The sequence below is a fragment of the Eilatimonas milleporae genome (assembly GCF_003688555.1).
Taxonomy (GTDB): Bacteria; Pseudomonadota; Alphaproteobacteria; order Sphingomonadales; family Kordiimonadaceae; genus Eilatimonas; species Eilatimonas milleporae.
Genome location: NZ_REFR01000013.1, coordinates 211166 through 237054, shown reverse-complemented (window position 1 = coordinate 237054; position 25889 = coordinate 211166). Strand labels below are relative to the sequence as shown.

General features: G+C 61.2%; 23 protein-coding genes. 19 read left to right on the top strand and 4 right to left on the bottom strand.

The window, feature by feature from the left end; genetic code table 11:
- Nucleotides 1-244: 244 nt before the first annotated feature.
- The 7 genes from BXY39_RS14145 (at nt 245) to BXY39_RS14115 (ending at nt 8739) form a co-directional block, all read left to right on the top strand.
- Nucleotides 245-1219, top strand: coding sequence for an ArsR/SmtB family transcription factor (locus BXY39_RS14145; protein WP_121939529.1), 975 nt, complete (start codon nt 245-247; stop codon nt 1217-1219).
- Nucleotides 1216-2208 (top strand): methylenetetrahydrofolate reductase [NAD(P)H], encoded by a 993-nt coding sequence (metF, locus tag BXY39_RS14140; RefSeq protein ID WP_121939528.1) that lies wholly within the window; start codon nt 1216-1218, stop codon nt 2206-2208. The genes BXY39_RS14145 and metF overlap by 4 nt, the downstream gene beginning before the upstream one ends.
- On the top strand, nt 2205-3269 hold the full coding sequence (locus BXY39_RS14135) for a homocysteine S-methyltransferase family protein (protein ID WP_121939527.1): 1065 nt from the start codon (nt 2205-2207) through the stop codon (nt 3267-3269). The genes metF and BXY39_RS14135 overlap by 4 nt, the downstream gene beginning before the upstream one ends.
- Nucleotides 3270-3294: 25 nt before the next feature.
- A complete protein-coding gene (gene metH, locus BXY39_RS14130) occupies nt 3295-5943 on the top strand; it encodes a methionine synthase (protein ID WP_121939526.1) in 2649 nt (882 codons plus the stop codon).
- Nucleotides 5944-6068: 125 nt separating this feature from the next.
- Nucleotides 6069-7028, top strand: coding sequence for a nucleoside hydrolase (locus BXY39_RS14125; protein WP_211332259.1), 960 nt, complete (start codon nt 6069-6071; stop codon nt 7026-7028).
- Nucleotides 7029-7037: 9 nt separating this feature from the next.
- Nucleotides 7038-7907 (top strand): ribokinase, encoded by an 870-nt coding sequence (locus tag BXY39_RS14120; protein WP_121939524.1) that lies wholly within the window; start codon nt 7038-7040, stop codon nt 7905-7907.
- Nucleotides 7908-7950: 43 nt separating this feature from the next.
- Nucleotides 7951-8739: a substrate-binding periplasmic protein gene (locus BXY39_RS14115; protein ID WP_170163853.1), complete on the top strand. Its 789-nt coding sequence runs from the start codon at nt 7951-7953 to the stop codon at nt 8737-8739.
- A gap of 157 nt (nt 8740-8896) precedes the next feature.
- Here BXY39_RS14115 and BXY39_RS14110 read toward each other — a convergent pair whose 3' ends face one another.
- Nucleotides 8897-9715, bottom strand: a complete 819-nt coding sequence (locus BXY39_RS14110) for an outer membrane protein (protein ID WP_170163852.1) — start codon at nt 9713-9715, stop codon at nt 8897-8899.
- A gap of 330 nt (nt 9716-10045) precedes the next feature.
- On the opposite strand from BXY39_RS14110, the gene BXY39_RS14105 reads away from it, so the two are divergent.
- Nucleotides 10046-10480, top strand: coding sequence for a DUF1801 domain-containing protein (locus tag BXY39_RS14105; protein WP_121939521.1), 435 nt, complete (start codon nt 10046-10048; stop codon nt 10478-10480).
- Nucleotides 10481-10503: 23 nt separating this feature from the next.
- Here the strand turns inward: BXY39_RS14105 and BXY39_RS14100 are convergent, their stop codons facing one another.
- Complete coding sequence (locus tag BXY39_RS14100) at nt 10504-11631, bottom strand: aminotransferase class V-fold PLP-dependent enzyme (protein WP_211332258.1); 1128 nt, start codon at nt 11629-11631, stop codon at nt 10504-10506.
- The gene (locus tag BXY39_RS14095) at nt 11628-12380 is read right to left on the bottom strand and encodes a tryptophan 2,3-dioxygenase family protein (protein ID WP_121939519.1); all 753 of its coding nucleotides are present in this window, start codon (nt 12378-12380) and stop codon (nt 11628-11630) included. Before BXY39_RS14095 ends, BXY39_RS14100 begins: the two co-directional genes overlap by 4 nt.
- Before the next feature lie 131 nt (nt 12381-12511).
- On the opposite strand from BXY39_RS14095, the gene BXY39_RS14090 reads away from it, so the two are divergent.
- The 11 genes from BXY39_RS14090 (at nt 12512) to hmuQ (ending at nt 22957) form a co-directional block, all read left to right on the top strand.
- Nucleotides 12512-12985: an Lrp/AsnC family transcriptional regulator gene (locus BXY39_RS14090; RefSeq protein WP_121939518.1), complete on the top strand. Its 474-nt coding sequence runs from the start codon at nt 12512-12514 to the stop codon at nt 12983-12985.
- Nucleotides 12986-13476: 491 nt separating this feature from the next.
- Nucleotides 13477-14916: a V-type ATP synthase subunit B gene (locus tag BXY39_RS14080; RefSeq protein WP_121939516.1), complete on the top strand. Its 1440-nt coding sequence runs from the start codon at nt 13477-13479 to the stop codon at nt 14914-14916.
- On the top strand, nt 14897-15499 hold the full coding sequence (locus BXY39_RS14075) for a V-type ATP synthase subunit D (protein WP_121939515.1): 603 nt from the start codon (nt 14897-14899) through the stop codon (nt 15497-15499). Before BXY39_RS14080 ends, BXY39_RS14075 begins: the two co-directional genes overlap by 20 nt.
- Nucleotides 15496-17292, top strand: coding sequence for a V-type ATP synthase subunit I (locus BXY39_RS14070; protein WP_121939514.1), 1797 nt, complete (start codon nt 15496-15498; stop codon nt 17290-17292). The genes BXY39_RS14075 and BXY39_RS14070 overlap by 4 nt, the downstream gene beginning before the upstream one ends.
- Nucleotides 17289-17741 carry an ATP synthase subunit C gene (locus BXY39_RS14065; RefSeq protein ID WP_121939513.1) on the top strand — a complete coding sequence of 151 codons (453 nt, stop codon included), beginning with the start codon at nt 17289-17291 and terminating at the stop codon, nt 17739-17741. Before BXY39_RS14070 ends, BXY39_RS14065 begins: the two co-directional genes overlap by 4 nt.
- Nucleotides 17741-18436: a hypothetical protein gene (locus BXY39_RS14060; protein WP_121939512.1), complete on the top strand. Its 696-nt coding sequence runs from the start codon at nt 17741-17743 to the stop codon at nt 18434-18436. Before BXY39_RS14065 ends, BXY39_RS14060 begins: the two co-directional genes overlap by 1 nt.
- A gap of 39 nt (nt 18437-18475) precedes the next feature.
- A complete protein-coding gene (locus BXY39_RS14055; RefSeq protein ID WP_121939511.1) occupies nt 18476-19174 on the top strand; it encodes a DUF2764 family protein in 699 nt (232 codons plus the stop codon).
- The gene (locus BXY39_RS14050; RefSeq protein WP_121939510.1) at nt 19174-20997 is read left to right on the top strand and encodes a V-type ATP synthase subunit A; all 1824 of its coding nucleotides are present in this window, start codon (nt 19174-19176) and stop codon (nt 20995-20997) included. The genes BXY39_RS14055 and BXY39_RS14050 overlap by 1 nt, the downstream gene beginning before the upstream one ends.
- A gap of 413 nt (nt 20998-21410) precedes the next feature.
- Nucleotides 21411-22220 carry a ferredoxin--NADP reductase gene (locus BXY39_RS14040; protein ID WP_342779467.1) on the top strand — a complete coding sequence of 270 codons (810 nt, stop codon included), beginning with the start codon at nt 21411-21413 and terminating at the stop codon, nt 22218-22220.
- A 34-nt stretch (nt 22221-22254) separates the two neighbouring features.
- Nucleotides 22255-22536 carry a hypothetical protein gene (locus tag BXY39_RS14035; RefSeq protein ID WP_121939507.1) on the top strand — a complete coding sequence of 94 codons (282 nt, stop codon included), beginning with the start codon at nt 22255-22257 and terminating at the stop codon, nt 22534-22536.
- A 103-nt stretch (nt 22537-22639) separates the two neighbouring features.
- Entirely contained in the window at nt 22640-22957 is a 318-nt protein-coding gene (gene hmuQ / locus BXY39_RS14030; protein ID WP_121939506.1) for a heme-degrading protein HmuQ, read from the top strand.
- A gap of 172 nt (nt 22958-23129) precedes the next feature.
- Here hmuQ and BXY39_RS14025 read toward each other — a convergent pair whose 3' ends face one another.
- Nucleotides 23130-25424: a TonB-dependent receptor gene (locus tag BXY39_RS14025; protein ID WP_170163851.1), complete on the bottom strand. Its 2295-nt coding sequence runs from the start codon at nt 25422-25424 to the stop codon at nt 23130-23132.
- Nucleotides 25425-25889: the final 465 nt, after the last annotated feature.

Below are 25889 nucleotides of genomic sequence, written 5' to 3'. Positions count from 1 at the left end.
TCGGTCGTCTGGGTCCGCGTCAGGCCGCCACGCTGCGTCGTGATGTCCGGCCCTCGCGGGTGTGTTTATGGTGCGGCAATCTGATATGGAGCGGATTTGCAGAATCGCCAGCGTTTTTCCCAAGCGTATTCGTCAGCCTTTTTGTTCTGCCGTTTTCATTGCAAAGTTTTCTGCCCTCTGTCATTCACACTTTACTTATATAAAGAAATCTTTATATTCCTGTCCGGGCAATGGAAATGACGAGATGGATGCGGTTTTAACCATATTACGGGCTGCCGGCGAGCTGACGCGGCTGCGCATTCTGGCGCTGCTGAGGCGCGGCGCGCTTGCCGTGAATGAGATCGTCGACGTTCTGGGGCAAAGCCAGCCGCGCGTTTCACGGCATCTGAAGCTGTTGTGCGATGCCGGTCTTCTTGACCGGTTTCGCGAAGGCACGCTGATTTTTTACCGCCTGTCGGACACCGGACTGGGCCAGCAATTGCGCGACAGCATCCTGTCCTTCATGGATGAGGCGGATCCGCAAATTCTGGCCGATAGAGACGCTCTGAAGGCGATCAGACATGCCAGGGTTGCGCGGTCCCAGGCTTATTTCCGGGCCAATGCCGAAAAATGGGATGAGATTCGCTCCCTTTACGTGCCGGAAGCGGAGGTGGAAGCCGCCCTGCTCGACCTTGCCGGTAGCCGGGCCATCGGCCACCTCCTGGATGTGGGCACGGGCACGGGCCGGATGCTGCAACTGTTCGCGGACCGGTCGCACACGGGGCTGGGGATCGACCTGTCACGGGAGATGCTGGCGGTGGCCCGCGGTGAGCTGAGCCGTCTGTCCCTGGATCATTGCCAGGTGCGCCAGGCGGACATGTACGGCCTGCCTGTCGATGACGGGTCGCAGGATCTTGTGGTGTTCCATCAGGTTCTGCACTTCGCCGAGCACCCGGAGGACGCCCTGAGGGAGGCGGCGCGGGTGCTGGCGCCGGCGGGCCGTTTGCTGATCGCCGATTTTGCCCCCCATGACGAGGAAATGCTGAGAGAACAGCATGCCCACCGCCGTCTGGGGTTTGACACGGATGAAGTAATCCGCTGGGCCGCAGAGGCCGGGCTGAAAAGCAGAGCCGTCCGCCATCTGGACGGCGGGCGCCTGCGTGTCACCCTGTGGCGTTTTGACAAGGCCGGCATGCCCGACATGCGCGGTGCCGACAGCAAGGTAGGAGAAGCCGCATGACCGCCGAACCCCCGCAGTCCCTGGCCCGGTCCCCCGGCGGGCCCCATGAGGCCCGCGCCTTTGGCCGGGGCGGCAACGCGTCGCTGTTTGCCGAGGATGTCCGGGACGTGAAAATTTCGTTCGAGTTTTTCCCCCCGAAAACGCCGAAGATGGAGGAAAATCTGTGGTCCGCCGTGCAGGCACTGGCGCCGCTGGAGCCGGATTTTGTCTCCGTCACCTATGGTGCCGGCGGGTCGACGCGGGAGCGGACGCACCGCACGGTGCGGCGTATTCTGGACGAAACCGCGTTGAAACCGGCCGCCCATCTGACCTGTGTCGGTGCGCCCTGCGGCGCGGTGGATGACGTGATCCGCGAATACTGGTCCGCCGGGGTGCGGCATCTGGTGGCACTGCGCGGCGATGCGCCGGATGGGGCTGACGGGTATGCGCCGCATCCGCAAGGGTATGAAAATGCCGCCGCGCTGGTGTCCGGCATCCGCGACATTGGCGATTTCGAGATTTCGGTTGCGGCCTATCCGGAAAAGCACCCCGACAGCGCCGACTGGGATGCCGATCTGGACAATCTGAAACGCAAGATCGATGCGGGCGCCACGCGGGCGATCACCCAGTTCTTTTTTGAAACGGAGAGCTATTTCCGGTTTCTCGACCGCGTGGAAAAAGGCGGGATCGATGTGCCGATCGTGCCGGGCATTCTGCCGGTGACCAATTTCAGGACGCTGACCGGGTTTGCCGCCCGCTGCGGGGCTAGTGTCCCGGACTGGCTGGCGCGTCTGTTCGACGGCCTGGACGAGCGCCCGGCCACGCGCAATCTGGTGGCCGCGACGGTGGCGGGGGAAATGTGCCGGCGTCTGCACGCGGGCGGGGTCCGCGCCTTTCATTTCTATACCCTGAACCGGGCTGAACTGGCGTTTGCCATTTGCCACATGCTGGGCCACCGTGCCGTGCCGACCGGTGCGGGGGATCATGCCAAAGGGGAGAGTGCCGCATGACCGGTGATACCGAACAAAAACTTCGCGCGCTGGTCAAGGACCGCATCCTCGTCCTGGACGGGGCCATGGGGACGATGATCCAGACCCACAGGCTGGGCGAGGCCGATTTCCGGGGCGAACGGTTTGCCACCTGGAACCGGGACCTGAAGGGCAATAACGATCTGCTGAACCTGACCCAGCCGCATGTGATCGAGGGAATTCACGATACATTCCTCGATGCCGGCGCCGATGTGATCGAGACCAACACCTTTAACGGCACCCGTATTTCCATGGCGGATTATGCGATGGAGTCGCTTGCCGCCGAGATCAACGAGGAGGGCGCCCGCATCGCGCGGCGTGCCGCCGACCGGTGGAGTCATCAGACCCCCGACAAGCCGCGTTTTGTCGCCGGCGCCGTCGGTCCGACGAACAAGACCCTGTCCGTATCGCCGGATGTCAACAATCCCGGCTTCCGCGAGGTCACGTTTGACGAAGTGGTCGCCGCCTACCGCGAGCAGATCGACGCCCTGATCCGGGGCGGGGTCGACCTGATCCTGATCGAGACGGTATTCGACACGCTGAATGCGAAAGCGGCGATCTTTGCCGCCGAGGATGCGTTCGAGGCGGCGGGCCGCAAGTTGCCGCTGATGCTGTCCTGCACCATCACCGATATGTCGGGGCGCAATCTGTCCGGTCAGACCATTGAGGCCTTCTGGCATTCGGTGCGGCACGCAAAGCCGTTTACCGTGGGTCTCAACTGTGCCTTCGGGGCCGACATGCTGCGTCCGCATGCGGCGACGTTGGCGGGCATTGCCGACACATATGTCTGCGTTTACCCCAATGCCGGCCTGCCCAATGAAATGGGCGAATATGACGAAACCCCGGACGTGACGGCCGGGCATCTGGGCGGCTGGGCCCGTGATGGCCTGATCAATCTGGTTGGCGGATGCTGCGGCACCACACCGGACCATATCCGTGCCATTGCCGACGCGGTGGCCGGTGTGCCGCCGCGCGCACTGCCAAATACCGAGGTGGCCATGCGGCTGTCCGGTCTCGACCCGCTGACGCTCGCGGCACAATGAAAACCCCGGTTTCGAGTATTGCCCCATGACGACACAAAGCGCAGTACAGCAGCCCTCGGCGGCACAGCAGTTCATCAATATCGGCGAGCGTACCAATGTGGCCGGTTCGGCCAAGTTCAAGAAACTGATCTTCGAGGAACGCTATGAAGAGGCCGTCGCCATTGCGCGCGGGCAGGTGGAGGGCGGCGCCCAGATCATCGATGTGAACATGGATGACGCCATGCTGGACGCCGAGGTGGCGATGGCGCGGTTTCTCCAGATGATCGCGGCCGAGCCCGACATCGCCCGTGTTCCCGTCATGATCGACAGTTCCAAATGGTCGGTGATCGAGGCCGGCCTGAAATGCGTGCAGGGCAAGGCCATCGTCAATTCCATCAGCCTGAAGGAAGGGGAAAAGCCGTTCCTGGACCAGGCCCGGCGCATTCAGCGGTACGGGGCGGCCGTGGTGGTCATGGCGTTTGACGAAGACGGCCAGGCCGACACGGTGGAGCGCAAGGTCGATATCTGCACCCGCAGTTACCACCTGCTGGTGGAGCGGGCCGGTTTCGCGCCGGAGGATATTATTTTCGACCCCAATATTTTCGCCGTGGCGACGGGGATCGAGGACCATAACCCTTACGGTGTCCATTTCATCGAGGCGACGCGCCGCATCAAGGAAACGCTGCCCCATGCCCGTGTGTCGGGCGGGGTGTCCAATATTTCCTTTTCCTTCCGGGGCAACAATCCGGTGCGCGAAGCGATGCACAGTGCCTTTCTGTATCATGCCATCCGCGCCGGCATGGATATGGGGATCGTCAATGCCGGCCAGTTGACCGTTTATTCCGACATGCCCGAGGACCTACGTGAACGGGTCGAGGACGTCATTCTCAATCGCCGCGCGGATGCGACCGACCGGTTGCTGGAGGTCGCGGACACCTACAAGGGCAGCGGTAAAAAGCGCGAGGAGGATCTGGGCTGGCGCGAGGCCCCGGTGGAAAAACGGCTTGAACATGCGCTGGTCAAGGGGATTGACGACTTCATCATTGCCGACACGGAAGAGGCTCGCCTACAGGCGGTCAAGCCGCTGGATGTCATCGAAGGGCCGCTGATGGATGGCATGAATGTGGTCGGCGATCTGTTCGGCGCGGGCGAAATGTTTCTGCCGCAGGTCGTCAAGTCTGCCCGTGTGATGAAGAAATCGGTCGCTTATCTTCAGCCCTTTATCGAGGAGGAGAAGACCGAAGCCAGTGCCAAGGGCAAGATCGTCATGGCGACGGTCAAGGGCGATGTGCACGATATCGGCAAGAATATCGTCGGCGTCGTGTTGCAGTGTAACAATTTCGAGGTGATCGACCTGGGCGTCATGGTCCCGTGGACGGATATTCTGAAGGCTGCAAACGAAAACGGCGCCGATATGATCGGTCTTTCGGGTCTGATCACGCCGTCGCTGGATGAAATGGTGACCGTGGCCGAAGAGATGCAGCGGGCCGGCATGGACATGCCGCTTCTGATCGGGGGGGCCACCACCAGCCGTCCGCATACGGCGGTGAAGATCGACCCGGCCTATACCGGCCCCGTGATCCATGTTCTGGATGCCTCGCGCGCCGTCGGGGTGGCCGGGACGCTGGTGGGCACCGGCTGCAAGGCCTTTGCGGCGGACACCAAGGAAACATACGCGGATATCCGCGAAAAACGGGCCGCCAAGCCAAAGGCGGACCGGCTGTCGAGCCTGGTGGATGCCCGCGCCAACCGTGCGGCATTGTCCTTTGACGGCGATGCCCGGCCGGTCGCGCCGTCGTTTACGGGCGTCCGCGTGCTGGAAGACTATGACCTGGCCGATCTGGTGCCGCGCATTGACTGGACCCCCTTTTTCCGGACCTGGGAGCTGGCGGGAACCTACCCGAAAATCCTGAAGGACCCGGTGGTGGGCGAAAGCGCGCAAAGCCTGTTCGACGATGCGCAGGCCATGCTGAAGCATATCGTCGATGAGAAATGGCTGTCGGCGAAGGCGGCGTTCGGTTTCTGGCCCGCTGCCTCGGACGGCGATGATATCGTGCTGTACAGCGATGAGAGCCGCAGCGACGAACTGCACCGGTTCCATTTCCTGCGGCAACAGGTGATGAAACGGGACGGGCGGGCCAATGACTGTCTGGCGGACTTCATCGCGCCGGCCGGCGGCGCGCCGGACTGGATCGGCGGATTCGCCGTGACGGCCGGGCATGGGATCGAGCCGCATCTGGAGCGGTTCAAGGCCGCCCATGACGATTACCACGATATTCTGCTGAAGGCGCTTGCCGACCGCCTGGCAGAGGCCTTCGCCGAGCGTCTGCATGAGCGTGTGCGCAGGGAATTCTGGGCCTATGCCCCGGACGAGGACCTGGAAAACGATGCCCTGATCCGCGAGCGGTATCGCGGTATCCGCCCGGCGCCCGGATATCCGGCCTGTCCCGACCACAGCATGAAACCGGACCTGTTCCGCCTTCTGGGGGCCGAGGCCGGGGCCGGTATCGTCCTGACGGAAAGTTTTGCCATGTTGCCGACCGCCAGTGTTTCGGGTTTTTATTTTGCCCATCCGGACAGCCATTATTTCGGTGCCGGCAAGATAGGACAGGATCAACTGGCCGATTACGCCGCCCGCGCGGGCCTGCCGGTGACGCTGGCCGAGCGTTATCTGCGGCCCAATTTGGCAGACTGAACAGTCCGGACGTCCTAGTGGCGCCTAATGCTTGCGGCGCCTGCCAATATGGTTTTCACTTTGGTCATTCATTTGGTGCCCTGATGCGCTGCCGCGCCGGTGTCTTTCGTGAAGGCAAGTCCGCCATGAAAAAAATCCTGATTGATTGCGATCCCGGCCAGGACGATGCCGTCATGCTGTTGCTGGCCATGGCATCGCGCGATCTGGAAATCCTCGGGGTGACGGCGGTCGCGGGCAATGTGCCGCTGGACCTGACGCAGCGCAATATCCGGATTATCCGCGAGCTGGCCGGCCGCACGGACATCCCTGTCCATGCCGGATGCCGCCGGCCCATGGTCAGGCCGCCGATGACGGCGGAAAGCGTGCATGGCCCCACCGGCATCGACGGCATGGATATCCATGATCCCGCCATGCCGCTGGGGGCTGCCCACGGGGTTGATTTCATCATCGACACCCTGAGGGCGCAGGCGGACGCGAGCGTGACGCTGGTGCCGACCGGGCCGCTGACCAATATCGCCATGGCCATTGTCAAAGACCCGTCCATCCTGCCCAAGATCGAGCGGATCGTCATGATGGGGGGTGCCATGCGGGAGGGGGGCAATTTTTCTCCGTCCGCCGAGTTCAACATTCTTGTCGATCCCCATGCCGCCCATGTGGTGTTCGACTGTGGGCGGCCCATCACCGCCATTGGTCTGGATGCCAGCCATCAGGTGGTGACCACGCGCCCGCGCCTGGAGGCGATCGAGGCGTTGGGGACGCCGGCATCGGCGGCGGTGCATGGCATGCTTGGTTTTTTCAACCGTCATGACAGTCTGAAATACGGCTTTGGCGGTGCGCCCCTGCACGATCCCTGTACCATCGCCTGGCTGCTGGCACCCGATTTGTTCGCGTCCAAACATGTCAATGTGGCGGTTGAGACCGGATCGCCCCTGACCATGGGACATACGGCCGTTGATTTTTGGCATGTGTCCGGCCGCGACCCCAATTGCGACTGGGTGCACAGTGTCGATGCGGACGGATTTTATACCTTGTTGACAGACCATCTGGCGCGCTACCCGTTGCGCCGCCCCACATTCCAGCCTTGAGGATACGCCATGGCCGACAACACCCCTCGTATCGCAGTGATCGGTTCCGTCAACCTCGACCTGTTCACATATGCCGAAACACTGCCGAGACCCGGTGAAACGGTGACCGGTGCGACACTGACCCGCCATCCGGGCGGCAAGGGGGCCAATCAGGCCATCGCCGCCAAGCGTCTGGGGGCGGAAGTCGCCTTTGTCGGGTGCCTGGGTAATGATGCGTTCGCCGATGAGGCGCTGTCCCTTATGCGGACAGAGGGTGTCGACCTTAGCGTTATCAACACGTTCAGCGATGTGCCGACCGCCGTTGCACTGATCATGGTGGGCGCGGACGGGGAAAACCTGATCACGGTGGCTTCGGGTGCAAACGGTGCCTTCAGCGATGACTATGTCGTGGTGCCGCATGCCGACGCGGTGTTGTGCCAACTGGAAATTCCGGTGGATACGGTGATGGTGGTGGCCGAACAGGTGCGCGGCCGGGCCGCCAGCCTGTTTGCCCTGAACGCCGCCCCGGCCCTGCCGGTGCCGGATGCGCTGTTGGCGGCGACCAACCTTCTGATCGTCAATGAGCATGAGCGCGCGGCCTATGGCAGCCAGCTGGACGGGTACAGAGGATTGCTGGCGACGACCTATGGCGTGGAAGGGGCCGTGTTAAGCAAGGGGGGCGTTGAGCTGGCCCGTGCCAGGCCGCCGAAGGTCGATGTGGTTGACACCACCGGGGCCGGGGACGCGTTTTCCGCCGCACTGACCGTTGCCCTGGCGCGCGGCGATGCACCCGGGCATGCCCTGGAGTTCGCGGTCACGGCCGGAGCGCTGGCCTGTATGGGGGCCGGTGCCCAGCCGTCCATGCCATTTTGCAGCGATATTGCCGCCCGGATGGTCTAGCCGCTGGCCCGCGCGGAGCCGTGTCGTCATAATGAGTGGCATTATGTGGCGGATCCGTAGAATAGTTCGGCTGTTTTTCACGACGCTTGCCGCTTTGGCGGCCGTGATCCCGTATGGATGGCCCGCCATGGCGGATGAGCGGTGCGACACAGTCCGCGTCGGCGGTGCGGTTTTATGGCCGCCCTATATTTTCAGCGATGGCGACAACCGGTACGGGCCGATGATCGATGCGGTTTCCGACATATTCGCCGATACCGGTTTTGCCTACGAGTATCTGGAACAGACACCCTGGGTGCGTACCCTTGCCGGGCTGGAAACCGGCAGTGTCGATATGATTTTTTCCGCCCTGAAAAGCCGGGCGCGGGAAGAACGGTTTCTGCTGTCACGGCCGTTCATGAGTGAACTCTACGCTTTTTTCGCCCTGGTGAGCCGGCAGGATATCACAGCCCGGATGATCCGTGAGCCCGGATTTACCGTGACGGCGTATCGTGGATTGCCCGTGCTGGATACCCGTCCGGAACTGAAATGGTCGCCCGAACAGATTCTGTTTGTCGACAAGCCGTATCAGTTGATCCGTGTCCTGCTGGCCCGCCGTGCGGATGTCACGATCGCACCCGTGAGCAGTTTCTGGGTCGTGGCCGATACCATGGACGCGGCACGCAATTTCAGGGAGGTGCCGGAGACGCGTATCGTCACCCCGGTGGTGATGATGATGAAGCGCGACGGGCCGTGTACCCGGCATTTGCCGGCGCTGAATGCCGCCATAGAGCGCTGGCTGACGCATCCGGACCGGCGCACGCGCTATGCTATTCTGCCCATGCCGCCGGAATAGAGGCGGGGCATTCATGCATGCACAAGAGATATGAGGCTGGGTGAACAGGCAGAAACACGTGATAAAAGAGCCGGCAGGCCCCCGGAAAAGGACTGAGTGGGAACCGGCCGGCAGTGGGCAGCGGAATCATTCAAGAAAAAATTAAACTGTCCGTGTTTCAGTACAGGTTAAAGCGCAATCCAACGCCGACGGAGTGGATTTCGTTTTCAACGTCCAGCGATGCCGGCAGCAGGTTCAGGTCGACGTTGGCGTCGCCACCGTTGAAATAACGGTATTCGGCAAACAGCTCGACACGGTTGCTGACGTCGAATGTCAGGCCGCCTTTAAGCTGCCAGGCGAAACTGTCATCGTCATCATCCGCGATATCCACGCCGGACGGGTTGAATTCCACATCCGTCATGGCCCAGCCGATACCGCCGCCAAGATAGGGCTTGAGCGGGCTGTCCAGATTGAAATCATAGTAAGCATTCAGCATGGGGGCGAGAATACTGGTGGACCCGCGTCCGTCGGCAATGACGCTGCCAACCGTCGCGCCGACATTGGCGGATCCCGTTGTCAGAACGCCGGCATCTTCGCCGTCCAGAGCGTTGGCCCCGGCCGTCAGGCCGTTGTGGAGATCCACGTCATTGTCGAAATAGGCCAGTTCCGCCTCAACCCGGAAGCCGTTGCCCAGGCGGTAGCCGACAGCGCCGTTCAGGCCGAACCCGGTGTCATATTCGGTGTTCCAGCCAAGCGCCGTGCCGCTGTCCAGAACGGTGCCGGCCGGAATGTTGGTGCCGGCACCGGTGGTGAAATCCCCGGTCAAAGCGCCGGAATTGTTGGAATCAGACCGGAAACCGAGAGACCCGCCAAGCGATCCATACCAGCCGGATTTATGCGACTGCTGCTGCTGTTGTTGTGCGAGGACGCTGGGGGCCGCACCCGCACCAAGACAGAGAGCCATCAGGCCCCCTGCCATGAATTTGCCAATAGTCATAGAGATATTCCCTTTCATGGAAAATGATCGGTGCAGGCATTACGTGAATGAAAAAAGGCCGGATTATGGCGTGAGTTAAAAAATTATTAATGATCTAAATTATTGATTTAATTGATTAAATAATATTTCCTGGGTTTATAAACCGGTTCCGGATCTGCTTTAAAATTCCCCTATAAAGTGTGTTTTCATTGATGGTTCCGCACCAAACCCCCGATGTCCCCTGCTGGGAGGGTGTGCAGGGCCGGGCAGCGGCAAGGCGGAGGGAAAGCTTTTTACGTGTGGCCGTGCTAAACTTTTTCCACAAGCCGGTGTGTGAAGAGGGCGCCATGCATGGCCAAAACAGAGAATAAAACCAAACCCACGGCTGTCGACCCGGCGGATTTCGTGGCATCTGTTGCGCATCCGCAACGGCGTGAGGACGGTCTGACCTTGTTGGAGTTTTTCCAACGGGTCACGGGCCTGAAGCCTCGGATGTGGGGACCCGGTATCGTCGGATATGGCCGCTATCACTATAAATATGACAGCGGGCGGGAAGGCGATTTCATGCTGACCGGTTTCAGCCCGCGCAAAACCGCGCTGAGCATCTATGTCCTGCCGGGATACCGCGACATGTCCGATAAACTGGCCCGTCTCGGCAAACACAAGCTGGGCAAAAGCTGTCTGTACATCAACAAACTGGCGGATGTGGACATGGCGGTACTGGAGGATATCATCCTGGACGGCCTTGCCCATATGCGCGCCCATTACCAGACATGGGATGAATAGGGCAGAACTGTCCGTCCGGCCCCTTATTCCGGCTGGCGGACGGCCCGGCTGAGCGTGTCGCCGATCAGAAGGGCGTCTTCTTCCGTGTTATAGATGTGAAAGGACAGGCGCAGGGTGTCGCCCCTGCGGTCGAACCGGCACCCGCGTGCACCGAGGCGGTCGGCGGCCCTGTCCGCCGTGTCGCGGTCGAAGGTCAGGCACAGGGTCCCGCCGGTTTTGTCCGGGTCCGGCCCGTGGGGCAGACGGTTCGCCACGGCATCCAGCACATGTGCCGAAAGTGCGCGGTTATGGGTACGAATATGGGGGATGCCGATAGTGTTGAGGACCCGCAGAGCGCCGAGCGCGCAGGCAAAGGGCGCAATGGACGGTGTGCCGCCCCAGAAGCGCTTTGCCCCTGGGGCGTAGCGGAAATCCTTGATATCGAATTCAAAAGGATCCTCGTGGGAAAACCAGCCCACATCGCGGGGGCGGAGTGTGGAAACGGTATCCGGGCTGACCCACATGAAGCCGGCGCCGGGACCGCCGCAAAGCCATTTCACACAGGAGCCGAGAACGGCATCCGCATCCCATGACGCCACATCCACCGGTACGATCCCCGCAGACTGGGCGATATCGACAATGGCGGCGACACCTCTGGCGCGGCAGAGGGCTGCGATGTCCCTGACCGGTGCCATAACGCCCGTGTTCGAATGAACATGGGTGATGACCGCCGCGACCGTGTCACCGTCCAGCGCGTCCTCCCAGACGGCGGGGTCGGCCGCATCCTGTCCGGCGCCGATCAGATGCAGATCGAAACCGTCCGGGGACAGGGCGTGTACGGCAAATCCAAGGGAGGGAAAGGCGTCCGCATGCATCACCACTTTTTTGCGTGTGCCGTCCCCGGGCAGGGTGCCCAGATATTTGACAAGGGCGGAGGACAGGTTCGCCTGCGGGCAGTAGTCATCCGCCCGGCCGCCAAGAAGCCGGGCCGCTTCGCCGCAGAAATCATCGATCAGGCCGAGCCATGCCGGCCACGCATCGCCGCCCTTTTCCCGCCATGCGGACAGATAGGTTTCGTTGAGTGTTTGCGCAGCGGCCAAAGGCATGCAGCCCACGGAATGGCTGAGCAGATAGATACCGTCCGGGACATGAAACTGATCGGCCGGGCTCACGATGCCGCTTTCTTGCCACCGCTGATGGAGTCCCGGACGAGACCGTGATCGCCGCCCCATCTGTCGGTCATGGCGCAGCGAATATCCCAGAGGGCCGGAAAAAAGCGGTGTTTGGCCCCGGCCTGCAACAGGTCGACGGAGCGGCCCTTCAGGGATTTCGCGCCCAGCCCGATGGAGCGCTGGATCAGAAACACATGATGCCAGCGGAATTTCTGGAACAGTTCGTCGAATTCGATCAGGGCCTCGGCCACGGCATAGCTGGCATCGTGTTGGTAGGCACCGTCATAAATGGCGTCAACGGTCAGGCCGCGATCCTCCAGATAGGTTTTGGTGAAGGCCGTCCAGATATCCTGCGGCATTTTCAGCAATGTGCGGAAACCGGGGGATTCCTGACCGCTGCCATTTCCGAGTTGCAGACGGATGTCCTGATAATCGCGGGGGGACATGGTTTCCAGCAGGTCCAACTGCTGGATCATCAGACGCTGGATACGGTGGACCCGGTCCATCAGTGTGAGAACACGGTGGGTTTCGCCGTCCCGCAGATAGGCGATGACGTCGGCCAGCGTAAAGGCCATCAGCTTCATCCACAATTCCTCCACCTGGTGGACGATCTGAAATTGCAGTTCGTCGGCGGTGCTGAGTTCCGCCAAGGGTTTCTGGCAGGACAGCAGGCGGTCGCATTGCAGATAAACGCCGTAATCCAGCATTTCGGGTGCCTCGATCAGGGCGTGATAGTCTTTTTTGTCCATGGAGCGGCTCCGTCAACAGATGTCCACGGACATTAGCCTCTCTTTCTGCGAACATTGTTCTTTATTGCCTATTTTCGGGCTATATAAAGGAATATTGTCCTGAAATTTCATAAGTATAGGAATGATAAAGGATGGATGCCGTTAACAAGAGAATTGTCGCCGCCCTGGAGGCGGACGGACGCATGTCTTTTGCCGAGTTGGCCGGCCGTGCCGGATTGAGCAAAACGCCCTGCTGGAACCGGGTCCGGGATATGGAGGAGACCGGTGTCATCACCGGTTACAAGGCCCTTGTCGACCCGGCCCGGATCGGCCTCGGGGTTCAGGCGTTCGTTCATGTCACGGTGGATTTCGGCAAATCGGCGGACTTTGAACGGGGGGTTCTGGCCCATCCATCGATTCTGGCCTGTCACGCGACAACGGGCGATGCCGATTATCTGTTGCACGTGGCGGCGCAGAGCATCGGTGCGCTTGATACGCTGTTGCGGCGTGACCTGCCGCATCTGCCGGGCGTCCAGCGGTTTGCCACATCCGTTGCCATGCGGGCCATCAAGACGGACGCACCGCTTTCGGCCGCGGCCGGTCAGCCGGGGGACGGTGCGGGATAATCCGCGACCTGCCGTGCCGGCGGATAGCCTGCTTGTTTTTCGCGGTGTCCGCGCCGTGTGACGCCACTGTTCCGGCCGTTTCCATCAGCAGGGCGGCATGATTTTGAAAAGAATAGAGATAAATCAATGAATGCGGTGCCGGGCCGGTCGTAAGACTGTGTCGCGGAGATTCGCCTGAGAATGCGTCTCAGGATTCGCTTGGGCTTATCGCGGTCGTCATTGTGCGATGCGACCGGGCCGCCCGGGCCCCGCAGTTATGATTTTGTGGATATATCGAGGATTGATTTCGGGGAAGCAGACAGTGCCGTAAAGCCCATGAGCCTTGATCCGGGCGGAACAGGGGGCGGTCCCTTGCGGATGTTTTATGCGCAAGAGCCCTTCCAGCGTGTTCCGGTGCCGGAAAATTCCGCCTGTTTTTCAGAAGGCTGTCACATAACGATCCGCTTTTGACGGATACGGTCCGACCCTGAACGGTTTTTGAGGAGAGAACGATGGTTCTCAGCTTGGTGCGCTACTCGAATATTACGGAGATTGTCGGCGATATTCTGAAGGTGGCGGTGCCGCCGGCCGATGACGACGCCCCTGTCGTCAGTCTGGGCGATCTGGCCGTGCTGGAGCATGCGGACGGCGAGACATCGCTGGCGCAGGTGATCAATATCAACCGCACCATCGTTTCCCTACAGATTTATACCGGGACGAAGGGGGTCTCCACCGATGCGACGGTGACCTTTCTCGGCCATCCCATGCAGGTCAAATATTCCCCCAATATCATGGGGCGCGTGTTTGACGGCACCGGCACGCCCATTGACGGCGGTCCCGGCCTGTCGATGGAACCGGACATCGATATTGCCGGCGCGTCGGTCAATCCGTGCGAACGGATTGTACCGAAGCGGATGATCCGCACCGATGTGCCGATGATCGACGTGTTCAACAGCCTGGTGGAAAGTCAGAAAATCCCGATTTTTTCCGTCTCGGGCGAGCCGTATAACCGGTTTCTGGCGCGCATCGGTGTGCAGGCGGATGCCGATATCGTCATCTTTGGCGGCCTGGGGCTGATTTTCGACGATTATCACGTGTTCCGGAAGGCGTTCGAGGATGCCGGCGTGTTTTCGCGCACGGTGATGTTCATCAATCAGGCGTCCGATCCCATCGTCGAGCGGCTTCTGGTGCCGGATATGGCGCTGGCCGTGGCGGAGCGCTTTGCCGTGGACGAGGGCAAGCGTGTGCTGGTGCTGCTGACGGACATGACGGCCTATGCCGACGCACTGAAGGAAATCGGTATCTCGATGGAACGGGTGCCGTCCAACCGGGGCTATATGGGCGACCTGTATTCCCAATTGGCCCGTCGTTATGAAAAGGCATGCGATTTCGAGAAGGGCGGGTCCGTCACCATTTTGAGCGTGACCACCATGCCCGGCGATGACGTCACCCATCCGGTGCCCGACAACACCGGCTATATCACGGAAGGGCAGTTTTACCTGCACAGCGGCGTGATCGACCCCTTCGGGTCCCTGTCGCGGCTGAAACAGAATGTCATCGGCAAGGTCACGCGCGAGGATCACGGCCAGATCATGAACACCATGGTGCGCTTTTATTCCGGCGCGCGCGACGCCAAGCAGAAGCAGGCGATGGCCTTCGACCTGTCGGAGTTTGACGAACAACTGATCCGCTTCGGCGATCTGTTCATGGAACGGTTCATGGACATCAATGTCTCGATGGGGCTGGAACAGGCGCTGGACCTGGGATGGCGGACCCTGGCGGAGTGTTTCCGACCCGATCAGCTGTTGATGAAGCAGGACCTGATCGACAAATATTTCCCCAAGGATCTGATGCCGACCCGGGATGCGCAGTCCGATGTCAGTCCCGGGTCGAAGGGCGCGGCCGACCCCGTGACAGCCGGGGAGGGCGCCGATGGCGAGGTTGCAGCTTAACAAGTCCTCCCTGGCGCGGGAGGCGAAAAATCTGGACATTTACCGGCGGTTTCTGCCGTCGCTGGACCTGAAGCGCCAGCAGCTGATGGCGCTGAGCGCGGCGGCGCGGCGGGCGCTGGCCTCAACGCAAGCCGAGGTGGAGGCGGTGACCCGGTCGGTCGGCGCAACGTTGCCCATGCTGGCCAATGACCGGGTCGACCTGAGCGGCCTTGTGCGGGTGGAACATGTGGTCCTGGGCGAGGAAAATCTGGTGGGCACGACCCTGCCGACACTGGAACGGGTGGAGGTGGCGGTCCGCGCCTACGCGCTGATGGCGCAGCCGCACTGGGTTGACGATGTGGCGACGGCCCTGGAGCGGGTGGTCCGCCTGAAGGTCCGCGCGCAGGTGGAAGCCCGGCGCGTCGATCTGTTGTCGCAGGCGGTCAAGACCATCACCCAGCGGGTCAACCTGTTTGAAAAAGTGCTGATCCCGAGGGCGGAGGACAATATCCGCCGCATCCGGATTTACCTGTCGGAACAGGATATGGCGGCGGTGGTGCGGTCCAAACTGGCCAAACGCAAGCATGCGGAGGCGCGGGCATGACGATCGTTCCGCTGAAGAAGGTGACGCTGTGCGGCCATTTTCCGGAAAAGAAGGCGATTCTGGAAGGGCTTCAGGCCCTGGGCTGCATGCATCTGCTGCCGCTCAGGATTACACCGGTCGAGATTGAAAAGGTGGTCTCCCCGCACGCGGATGCCGCCTACAAGGCCCTGCGGTTTCTGGCGGCGGTGCCGGACAAGCGCCGTCAGGTGATGCGGGCGCCCGATTTCGACGTCGACCGTTTTGTCGCCGAGGTGGCGGCGTTGCGGCAGGCGCTGCGCGATGCCTCGGACCGACGCGATTTCCTGAAGCACCGCATCGCGGCCATTGAACCGTGGGGCGATATCCTGTTTCCGCCGCGCCAGACGCTGGCCGGGTACCGCCTGTGGTTTTACATCCTGCCCCTGCGCAAACTGGCGGCGCTGAAGACGGTCGACTATCCGTGGCAGATTGTCGGCAAAAGCCACCGCGCTGCCTATGTGGTGCTGGTGTCCGAGATGGAACCGCCCGATGACGTTTTGCCGGTGCCGCGCACCCACACGGGCGCCCTGCCGCTGAGTGAACTGTGCCGCCAGCTGGAAGAAGTCGAGATCGAAATCGAGGACCTGCGGGCGCAGCGTCAGGCGCTGACGCGGTATATCCACCTTCTCAGTGCCAATCTGGCGGAGGCGGAAAATCACGCCTCGCTCGCCAGTGCCGAACAGCAGACCTATGACAGTGACGCCCTGGTGACGTTGCAGGGATGGGTGCCGGAGGGTTCGGTGGACGATGTGCGGGCCTATGCGGAGAAGATGCAGCTGGCCTGCCTGATCGAGGACCCCGGCGCGCAGGAAACCCCGCCGACCCTTCTGGACCAGCCGGATGACATGCAGGCGGGTGTGGATCTGGCGATGTTCTATCAGGTGCCGGGTTATCGAGGCTGGGACCCGACACGGCTGCTGATCCCGTCCTTCTCGATTTTTTTCGCCATGATCCTGGCCGATGGCGGCTATGGTCTGGTGCTGCTGGCCGGTCTGCTGATGTTCTGGCGCCGTTTGGGCCGGGGGGCGAAGGGCGGGGCGTACCGTCTGCTCGGCCTGATGATGGCGGGGTGCTCGGTCCTGTACGGCGTGCTGATCGGCAGTTATTTCGGCGTGGGCCCGCCGGAGGGCTCGGTCCTGGACCGGTTGAGCGTCCTGCGGATCGATGATTTCGATACCATGATGCGGGTGTCGATCGTCTGCGGGGTGCTGCATATCGGGATCGCCAACGCCATGAATGCCTATGCCAACCGGCGGCGGCCGGTGGCCCTGGCCGGTTTGGGTTGGATCGGTGTTCTTGCGGGCGGGATGGTGCTGTGGCTGGCCGCGCCGGACAGCGCGCGTCATACCGCCGGGCTGGGGCTGATCGTTTCGGGATTGCTGCTGGTGTTTTTCTTCAGCAGTGAGCGGGTGGTCAGAAAACCGCTCGATTATGTGCTCAGAGCGGTGGACGGCCTGATGTCGCTGACCGGTCTGATGGGGGCGTTCGGCGATGTTCTGAGCTATATGCGCCTGTTCGCGCTGGGCTTGGCCGGGGCATCGCTGGCGATCACCTTCAACGATCTGGCGAAGGGCGTCCATGAATCGCTGCCCGGTGTGGGGGTTCTGGCGGCGTTCCTGATCCTGGCGGCCGGTCACCTGCTGAACCTGGGTCTGTCGATCGTCAGCGGCGTGGTGCATGGGCTGAGACTGAATTTCATTGAATTTTACAAATGGGGCCTTCCGGAGGAAGGAAAGGCCTTTCGCAAGTTTGCCCGAAAGGAGCCTGAATTATGACCGAGATTATGATCGCCCTTGGTTGGGCGGGAATCTATGCCCCCATGGCCCTTGGCGCCATTGCCAGTGCCATCGGCTGTACTATCGCGGGCCAGGCGGGCATCGGCGCCCTTCTGGATACGGAAAGCGGGTATGGCCGCTATATCGGCATATCGGCGTTTCCCTCCACATTCGTGATTTACGGCATTGTCGTCATGTTCACGCTGAACCGACCGGTGACGCCCGAAAACGCCGCCGGGCTGTTCAGCGTCGGCGTGCTGGCGGGCGTGGCGTTTCTTTACTGCGGGGTGCAGCAGGGCCGGGCCTGTGCGTCGGCGATCAATGCCTCGAAGGAAAAACCTGAAATCTTCGGCTTGTCGCTGGCGCCCGCGGCCATTGTCGAGGGTTTCGGCGTGTTCGCCTTTGTCTTCGCGCTGGTGGTCAGCGCCGGCATCGCCGGAGGCGCGTGATGGCAGAGGATACAGGCCCGACCGTTCCCGTCTCCAGCGGTGTCGATGCCCTGATCGCCAAATTGCGGGACGAGGGTGTGTCCGCCGGCCGTGCCGAGGCCGAGCGGCTGGTCGCAGGCGCGCGGGCCGAGGCCCGGCAGATCCTCGACAAGGCCGAGGCGGATGCGGAGAGCATGCGGTCCAAGGCACGCAAGGACGCGCAATCCTACCGGCTGGCGGGCGAGGAGGCGCTGAAGACCGCCATGCGGGACACGGTTCTGGACATGAAGGCCCATCTGGTCGGCCAGTTCAGCACCGATCTGGCGCGTCTTGTGGAAACACGGCTTCAGGACAAGGATGTGCTGACCCGGATGATCCTGGAGCTGGTGGGCCGCGTGCGGCGGGACACCGGTCTGGACGGCGAGGACGCGGTGAGACTGGTACTGCCGGAGAAAGTCGTCGGTCTGGCCGATCTGCGCAACAATCCGGACCAGTTGGCCGAAGGCCCGATTGCCGGCCTGACGCTGGAGCTGACGCGGGACATGCTGCGCGAGGGCGTGACCTTTTCCGTCTCGCCGGAGACGGAGGCGGGTCTCAGCGTTCAGCTTGCCGACAATACCATTGAAATCGACCTGACGGACACCGCCATAGCCGGCCTGCTGCTGGATCATCTACAGCCGCGCTTTCGCGCCATTCTCGAAGGCATCGTCAAATAGGGTCAAACTGTTAAGCAAGGTCAAAGAGGGCCAAGGACCATGACATCCGATCCCGATGCCTATGTCATGCTGCTGTCGGGCCTGCCGCGCCCGGGGCCGCTGTTCGTGGCGAAACGGCCGCCCCTGTCGCGGTTGCGGCTGGACCGCCGTCTTAAGGTGCTGACGCCCGAGCATACCGCGATGCTGGCGATGATCGAGGATGCGTTAAGCTGGAGCCGGTTGCCCATCGCGGCCACCGACGGCGATGTGATCGCCCGCGGCGAGGCGGCGCTGGCCCGGCTGGACAGCGCGACACTGCGGTCCATTATCCGCAGCCGGCTCGACATGCGGACCTGTGTGGCGGCGCTGCGGCGGCGCGCGCGCGGCGAGGAGGCACCGCGCAAAGGGGCTGTGTGGGGGTTCGGCACCCTGCTGACCCGTATCCGCCGTGCCTGGACCCGCCCGGCCTTCGGGCTGGAGACCGTATATCCGTGGTTGCCCCAGGCGGCCAAGCTGATCGGGCGGGACAATGCCCTGCCGCTTGAACGGCTGCTGCTGGAACAGGCTTACCGCGATCTGGACCGCCACGGCGGGTTTCATATCTTCGATTTTGAGGCCGTCGTTATCTATGTGCTGAAATGGGACATTCTGGACCGTTGGGCCCGTTATGACGGGACCCGGGCGACGGAGCGTTTCGAGGGATTGGTGCATGCCGGGCTGGACGCCTACACGCATATCGCATTTGAAGGAGAGACATGATGGCCGTGACATCCGAGGCAGTCCAGGTGGCCGCCCGCGTGGTCGCCGTGCAGGACGATCTGGTGGAAATCGAGGCCGTGCCGGGGCCGGACGGCCAGGTCCCCTCGCTGGTCAAGAATGAAGTCATCCACATATGCCCGCACGGCCTGAACGAGCGCGGCGAGCGGGAATATCTGAAAGCCGAGGTGCTGCGGGTGCGGGGGCGCACGGCGGATGCCCAGGTGTTCGAGAGCACGCGCGGCCTCGCGGTGGGCGATGCGGTCGAACAGAGCGGCGAAATGCTGTCCGTGGAACTGGGACCGGGCCTTTTGGGTCAGGTCTATGACGGGCTTCAGGCGCCCCTGCCGAAGGTGGCGGAGCGCTACGGCACGTTTTTGCCGCGCGGGGCGCGGGTCGCACCGCTGGACACGGTGAAGAAATGGTCCTTCGTGCCCAAGGTCAAAAGCGGGGCGGACGTGGTGGCCGGCGATGTGCTCGGCACGGTGCAGGAAGGGCGGTTCACCCACAAGATCATGGTGCCGTTCGGCTGGCGCGGTACCTTTCGCGTCGCCTGGATACAGGAGGGCAGTTTCCACACCGCCGAGGTCGTCGCCCGGCTGGAGGACGGGACGGGCCGCCAGCGCTCCGTCACCCTGTCGCAGCGCTGGCCGGTGCGGCGGCCGCTGAGCGGCAACCTGTTGAAACAGGGCCATGCCCGCCGCCTGTATCCCAGCGAGCCGATGATCACCACCCAGCGGCTGATCGACACGTTTTTCCCCGTCGCACTGGGCGGAACCGCCTGTATCCCCGGCCCCTTCGGGGCGGGCAAGACGGTTTTGCAGAACCTGATTTCCCGGCATTCGTCCGTCGATGTGGTGATCGTCGTCGCCTGCGGCGAACGCGCGGGCGAGGTGGTCGAGACCATCAACGAGTTTCCGCAGATCACCGATCCCAGGAGCGGCGGGTCGCTGATGGACCGCACCGTGATCGTCTGCAACACCTCGTCCATGCCGGTGGCGGCCCGCGAGGCGTCCATCTATACCGGTATCACGCTTGGCGAATATTACCGGCAGATGGGCTATAACGTGCTGCTGATCGCGGATTCCACCTCACGCTGGGCGCAGGCCATGCGCGAGACGTCCGGCCGGCTGGAGGAAATCCCCGGCGAGGAGGGCTTCCCGGCTTATCTGGAATCCTCGATCAAAAGCGTTTATGAACGCGCCGGCGTGATCGAGACCAATGATGGCAGCACCGGCAGCCTGACCATGATCGGCACGGTGTCGCCCGCCGGCGGCAATTTCGCCGAACCTGTCACCCAGTCAACCCTGTCGACGGTGAAATGCTTCCTCGGCCTGTCGGCCGACCGGGCGTACAAGCGGTTTTACCCGGCGGTGGATCCGCTTTTGTCCTGGTCACGTTACAATGAGCAACTGCTGCCCTGGTTCGAGGCACATCTGGGCGCGGACTGGGGCCCCCGCGTACAGGAGATGCAGCGGCTTCTGGAGCAGGGGGACGCGGTCCAGCAGATGATGCAGGTGACCGGCGAGGCCGGGGTGACGCTGGACGATTTCGTCACCCAGCAGAAGGCACTGTTTCTCGATATGGTCTATCTGCAACAGGACGCGTTCGACCCGGTGGACAATTCCGTACCGCTCGAACGGCAGAAAATGACGTTCGACACGCTGTACCAGATCGCCACCAGCCGACGGTCCTTTGTCGACAAGGACGCGGTGCGGGACTATTTCACCCGTCTGACCGGCCTGTTCAAAAATTTCAACTATGCCGCCGAGGACACGCCCGATTATCACGACATTCTCAAACAGATCGAGGCCATGATGACATAAGGCCGCATGGCCTGCCGAGATGATGAGGCAGATCGGAACGTTTTCCGGATGATGGGGGCGGCCCCGTGCCCGGCGGGATGCCGTTCCTTCACGGACTCGCCATGGAAGGGGCCGGAAATATGCATGATGCATACATATTTCCGCTGTCGTCCATGCCGGGGTCGCTGTCCGGCATGGTGCGCCTGCTTTGGGCGGGAGGGCGTTTCCGGGCGTCGCCTGAAAGACCGGGCCTGAAGGTGTCAGTGAATTATGTCCAGCGAATATCTTGCCGGAGCATATTTTAATATTGATAATCATTCCTAAAAATAATACATCATGAACCGCCACCCGATTTTCCGCACCGCAGCTAGACACCGGAAGTAAGGCAGCCTGATCACCAACCGTGATTGGAAAGGTTGAGTACCCCCATGAATATGAATGTCACCATTGATCGCAAAATTCTGTCGCGGCCTGCCAGCGGGCCGACGGAAGAGACCGTCCTGGCCGTGACCCATTATACCGATTTTCTGTTTTCCTTCCGTCTGAGCCGGCCGGCGGGGTTCCGCTTCCGCTCCGGCGAGTTTGTCATGTTGGGCCTGGAGGTGGACGGCAAGCCGTTGATGCGTGCCTATTCCATCGCCAGTCCGAACTGGGACGAGGAGTTGGAGTTTTTCTCGATCAAGGTGCCTGACGGGCCTTTGACCTCACGCCTTCAAGGGGTCAAGCCGGGGGACAAAGTGCTTCTGGGACGCAAGCCAGTGGGCACGCTGGTTCTGGACGCCCTGAAGCCCGGAAAAAATCTTTATCTGTTTTCCACGGGCACAGGGTTCGCCCCCTTTGCCAGCGTGATCCGTGACCCGGAAACCTATGACAAATTCGAACGGGTGATCGTCACGCATACCTGCCGCGAGGCGGCGGAGCTGGACTACAGCAAATGGACGGTCGGCAAAATGATGGAGCATGAATTCCTCGGCGAGCTTGCCGATGGAAAACTCTATTATTTCGAGAGCGTTACCCGGGAACCCTATTTCAGGAACGGCCGGATCACCACATTCATCGAAAACGGCACGCTGTTCGAAACGCTGGGCCTGCCGCCCCTTGATGCCGAGGGGGACCGCGCCATGATCTGCGGATCGACCGCGATGATACGGGATGTCAGGGCGCTGCTTGTCACAGCGGGGCTGACGGAAGGATCGAATGCGATGCCCGCCGAATTTGTCGTCGAAAAGGCCTTTGTCGGGTAGGGCCGCGACCGTTTCACCGTATCGGAGACAGATTATGGGATCCCTTAAATCGCTTTATGTCGGTGCACTCCCGCTTTTGGGCGTACCGGCTGTTCTGGTGCATCATCATGAGGAAAGCGCGGGGACGGTTTTTGCCGTCGGGGCCGTGTTTTTCATAACGCTCGTTGCCTCGGCATGCGTGGTGCTGAGCCTGAGGACGGAGGGGCAGCGCCATGCCGGGCAAAAGGTCGCGGCCAGGATGGCAGGGCGTCTCGGAGTGGATAAACAGGCGGCCCCCCACCCGGTTTGGGAACGCGGGAAGAAAAGGGCAGGGTGAGATTTCGGGACCCCTGCATGGTCTCCCGTATGGTTCTGGGCAAAAGGCCAATCTTGCTTTTCATCAGTATTCGTTTTCATCAATGTCAGGAAAGGCTGGAAAAATGTATATCGCCATGAACCGCTTCAAAATTGTGCCGGGGTCCGAGACCGCTTTCGAGGATGTCTGGGCCAGGCGGGACTCACACCTTCACACGGTTCCGGGTTTCCAGGAATTTCAACTGGTGCGCGGCCCGCGCCATGACGACTATACGCTCTATGCCTCGCATACGGTGTGGGACACCGAGGACGCCTTTCTGGCGTGGACGAAATCGGACGCCTTCAGGCAGGCTCACCGGGACGCCGGCGACAATACGGGGCTGTATCTGGGTCCTCCCGAGTTTGAAGGCTTTACCGCCGTCCTGAATTCCAGGGCCGAGTAAACGGGGTTTCTGCGGGGCAGGGACACAGGTGTGTCGGGGGCGATGGACGTTCTTGCATGCCGCCGGTCACTATCGCCTGTCCTGCACGAACCCTATCTGGCGATCGGGCGAATATGGGGCCGGCGCGGCCGTGTTCCCGACCGTGTTCATCGACAGTCGGCGGATTGCCGCCCTAGAACCCGGCCACCAGTCTGATACCGATCACCCTTGGGTCGCCCGCCACGGCCGTGGCCCCAAGGGTCGGATTGGCGGGGTTCAGCGTCAAAAACGCGTCATCAAGGATATTGGTCGCGAACACTTCCGCCGTGAACATATCGGTCTCATAGCCGAAGATCAGGTCGACGGTGGTGAAACTGTCGTTGAGGGCGGTCGGATCATTGTCGGGGACGGAAAAAGAGTTTCCCGTATAGCGGATACGGGCGTTGCCGTAGAGCCCGCTTTCATGCGTATACCGGGCGCCGCCACCCGCCGTCCATGTGGGTGCGAAGGCAAATTCAAGGCCTGTCAGATCGACCCCGCCGATGACGTCGGCCCCTTCGGTGAATTCCGTGTCGGTGAAGCCCACATTGGCGAAGAGGTCAAGCCCCTCGACCGGGTTGGCGAAGGCTTCCATCTCAAAGCCGGCCATGCGCGACTGGCCCACATTGTCGGTGATGGTATCGAGCGGATTGCTGGACAATTGTATATTGACCTGCTGGTCGTCATAGCTGACGTAGAACAGGTTGGCGTTCAGGGTCAGGCGGCCGTCAAACCACTGCGACCGCATGGCCAGCTCGTAATTGGTGGTAAATTCGGGGTCGAAGCGATTGACGACGCCGGCAGATTCCAGAATGTTCTGATCTCTTTCTTCCGATGGCTGTAGAGCGGCCCTGAACAGGTTGATCGACAGTCCGCCGGCCCGGTAAGCGCGCTGAATGCTGACGCTGGTGGAAAAATCATCCGTCCATTGATAGCGGACGACCCCTTTCGGCAGAAAGGCGGAAAACGTGTTCTGTGCCGTTACCTCCGCCGTATTTGAAAACTGCTGCGTCGCGGCAGTGACGACCTGATCGATCAGCGGGTTTCCGGTGGGCGGAAAGGCGGGCACGATGGTGCTGTCGAAAATGGTCTGATCCAGCTCTTCATGGTCGTAGCGGGCGCCGAACGTCAGTGTCAGCCTGTCCGTCACATGGTAGGACACCTCGCCGAACACGGCGTAATTGCGGATGTCCTGGGAAGAACTGCGGTCAAAATTGACAGGAAAGGAGGGAAAGGTCGCAACGATGTCCGACCTTAATGCCGCCGCCGTTGCGATCTGCGTCATGTCGGGGGCCGGCGTCTGAAACAGAATGCCCGCCAGCGTCGCCGGGTCGGGGAAGGCAAATTCGCTTAAAATGATGTTTGTGCTGCCGTTGAGGAAATCCTCACTGCTGTCGAAAAGATACCCGCCCAGGATCGTATCCACACTGTCATTGCTGAAACTGACCCTCAGTTCCTGACTGAAAATCTGGTTGTCCCGGTTGGTAAATCCCGGACTGTCCGGCCCGGTTTCGTCATTGGTGCCGTCGAACAGAAACCCGAGTTGGTTGTCGATATAGGCGGTGACGCTGGTCAGGCCCCAATTCTCATTGATGTCATACTCCATTTCAGCCGAAAGAATATTGGCTTCAACGGCGTTGGAGCCCCTGACATTGACGGTGGTGATACGTTCTTCGGGGAACAAATCCTCGTCAATGCGGTTTTCGCCTTCGTCGGAGTCGATATAGCTGTAATTCAGGCGCACCGTCAGGTCCGGAATGGCCTGCGGTTCCAACAGGATTTTGCCGCGCAGGGTCAGCGACCGCCTGCGGTCTCCGTCATCCGTGCCCAATGTCGGATTGTCGTTGAAGCCGTCGGTTCGGGTGTAGTCCCCGGCAAAGCGGACGGCGATCTGGTCCTCGACGACGGGCAGGGACACAGCGGCCGATCCGCGAATGCTGTTGAATTCCCCGTAAGAGGCCTGCGCCCGTCCGCTGAGTTCATAATCGGGGTCGATTGTCCGGGCGACGACGGCCCCCGCCAGGGCATTGCGCCCCTGGATCGTCGACTGCGGCCCCCGAAAAATCTCGACGCTTTGAATGTCCCACAGATTGAGGCCACCATTCTGAAACAGGTTGCTGGGGATGAAGACGCCGTCCAGATAAATGGTGGAGACATCGCTGGTCTGGTCCCCGGGTGCCGCGCCCGTATTGCGCAGACCGCGAATTGTAAAGCCCTGATCGTTGAACAGGCCGCTTACGTTGGCGGTCTGATCGAACAGATCATACAGATCGATGAAGTTCTGCTGGTCGATCATCTCGTTGGTGAAGACGGCCACGCTGGATGTGGTGTCCTGGAGGGACCGTTCGAATTTTTCACCGCGGACGACGATCTCTTCCACATCGGGACCGTCGTCCTCAAATGCGACTGTGTCCGTACCGTTCTGTGCCGACGCTGCCCCTCCAAGCATGAGGGCAATGGTGCTGACGCCAGAGAAAACTGTCCCCCTGAACTGCATTTTCCTGACCCTTTATGAGCTACGTCTTTCGTTGATGTGGCCGTGTTTCCGAGGATGCAGTTACCATTTCAAACTTGTATATGCAATCAATTATCAAAATCATTTTTAGGTAATGGGCTTTTGCCAAATACAGTAACCTGGCATGCCCGTCAGTCACTTTCGTGGATGGTGCCGGTGCGATTCAAGGGACATGCACGGTAGGGTTTTCTTATAGTTTTCAGAAGGTTGATCCGGCGGGGCGTGATGCTGCGCGGGATCCTGGCCGGCCCGGCTTCCTTAGATATATGGTCTAGGAATGATTTGCATTTTCATATGTATTTCCATAAAAGATGATTGGATGGGCGGGGCCGTCTTTTGAAATCGATTGTATGGGCCCGCATTGTACCGTGCTGTTGGTTCACGGCGGCTGCCGGGCTT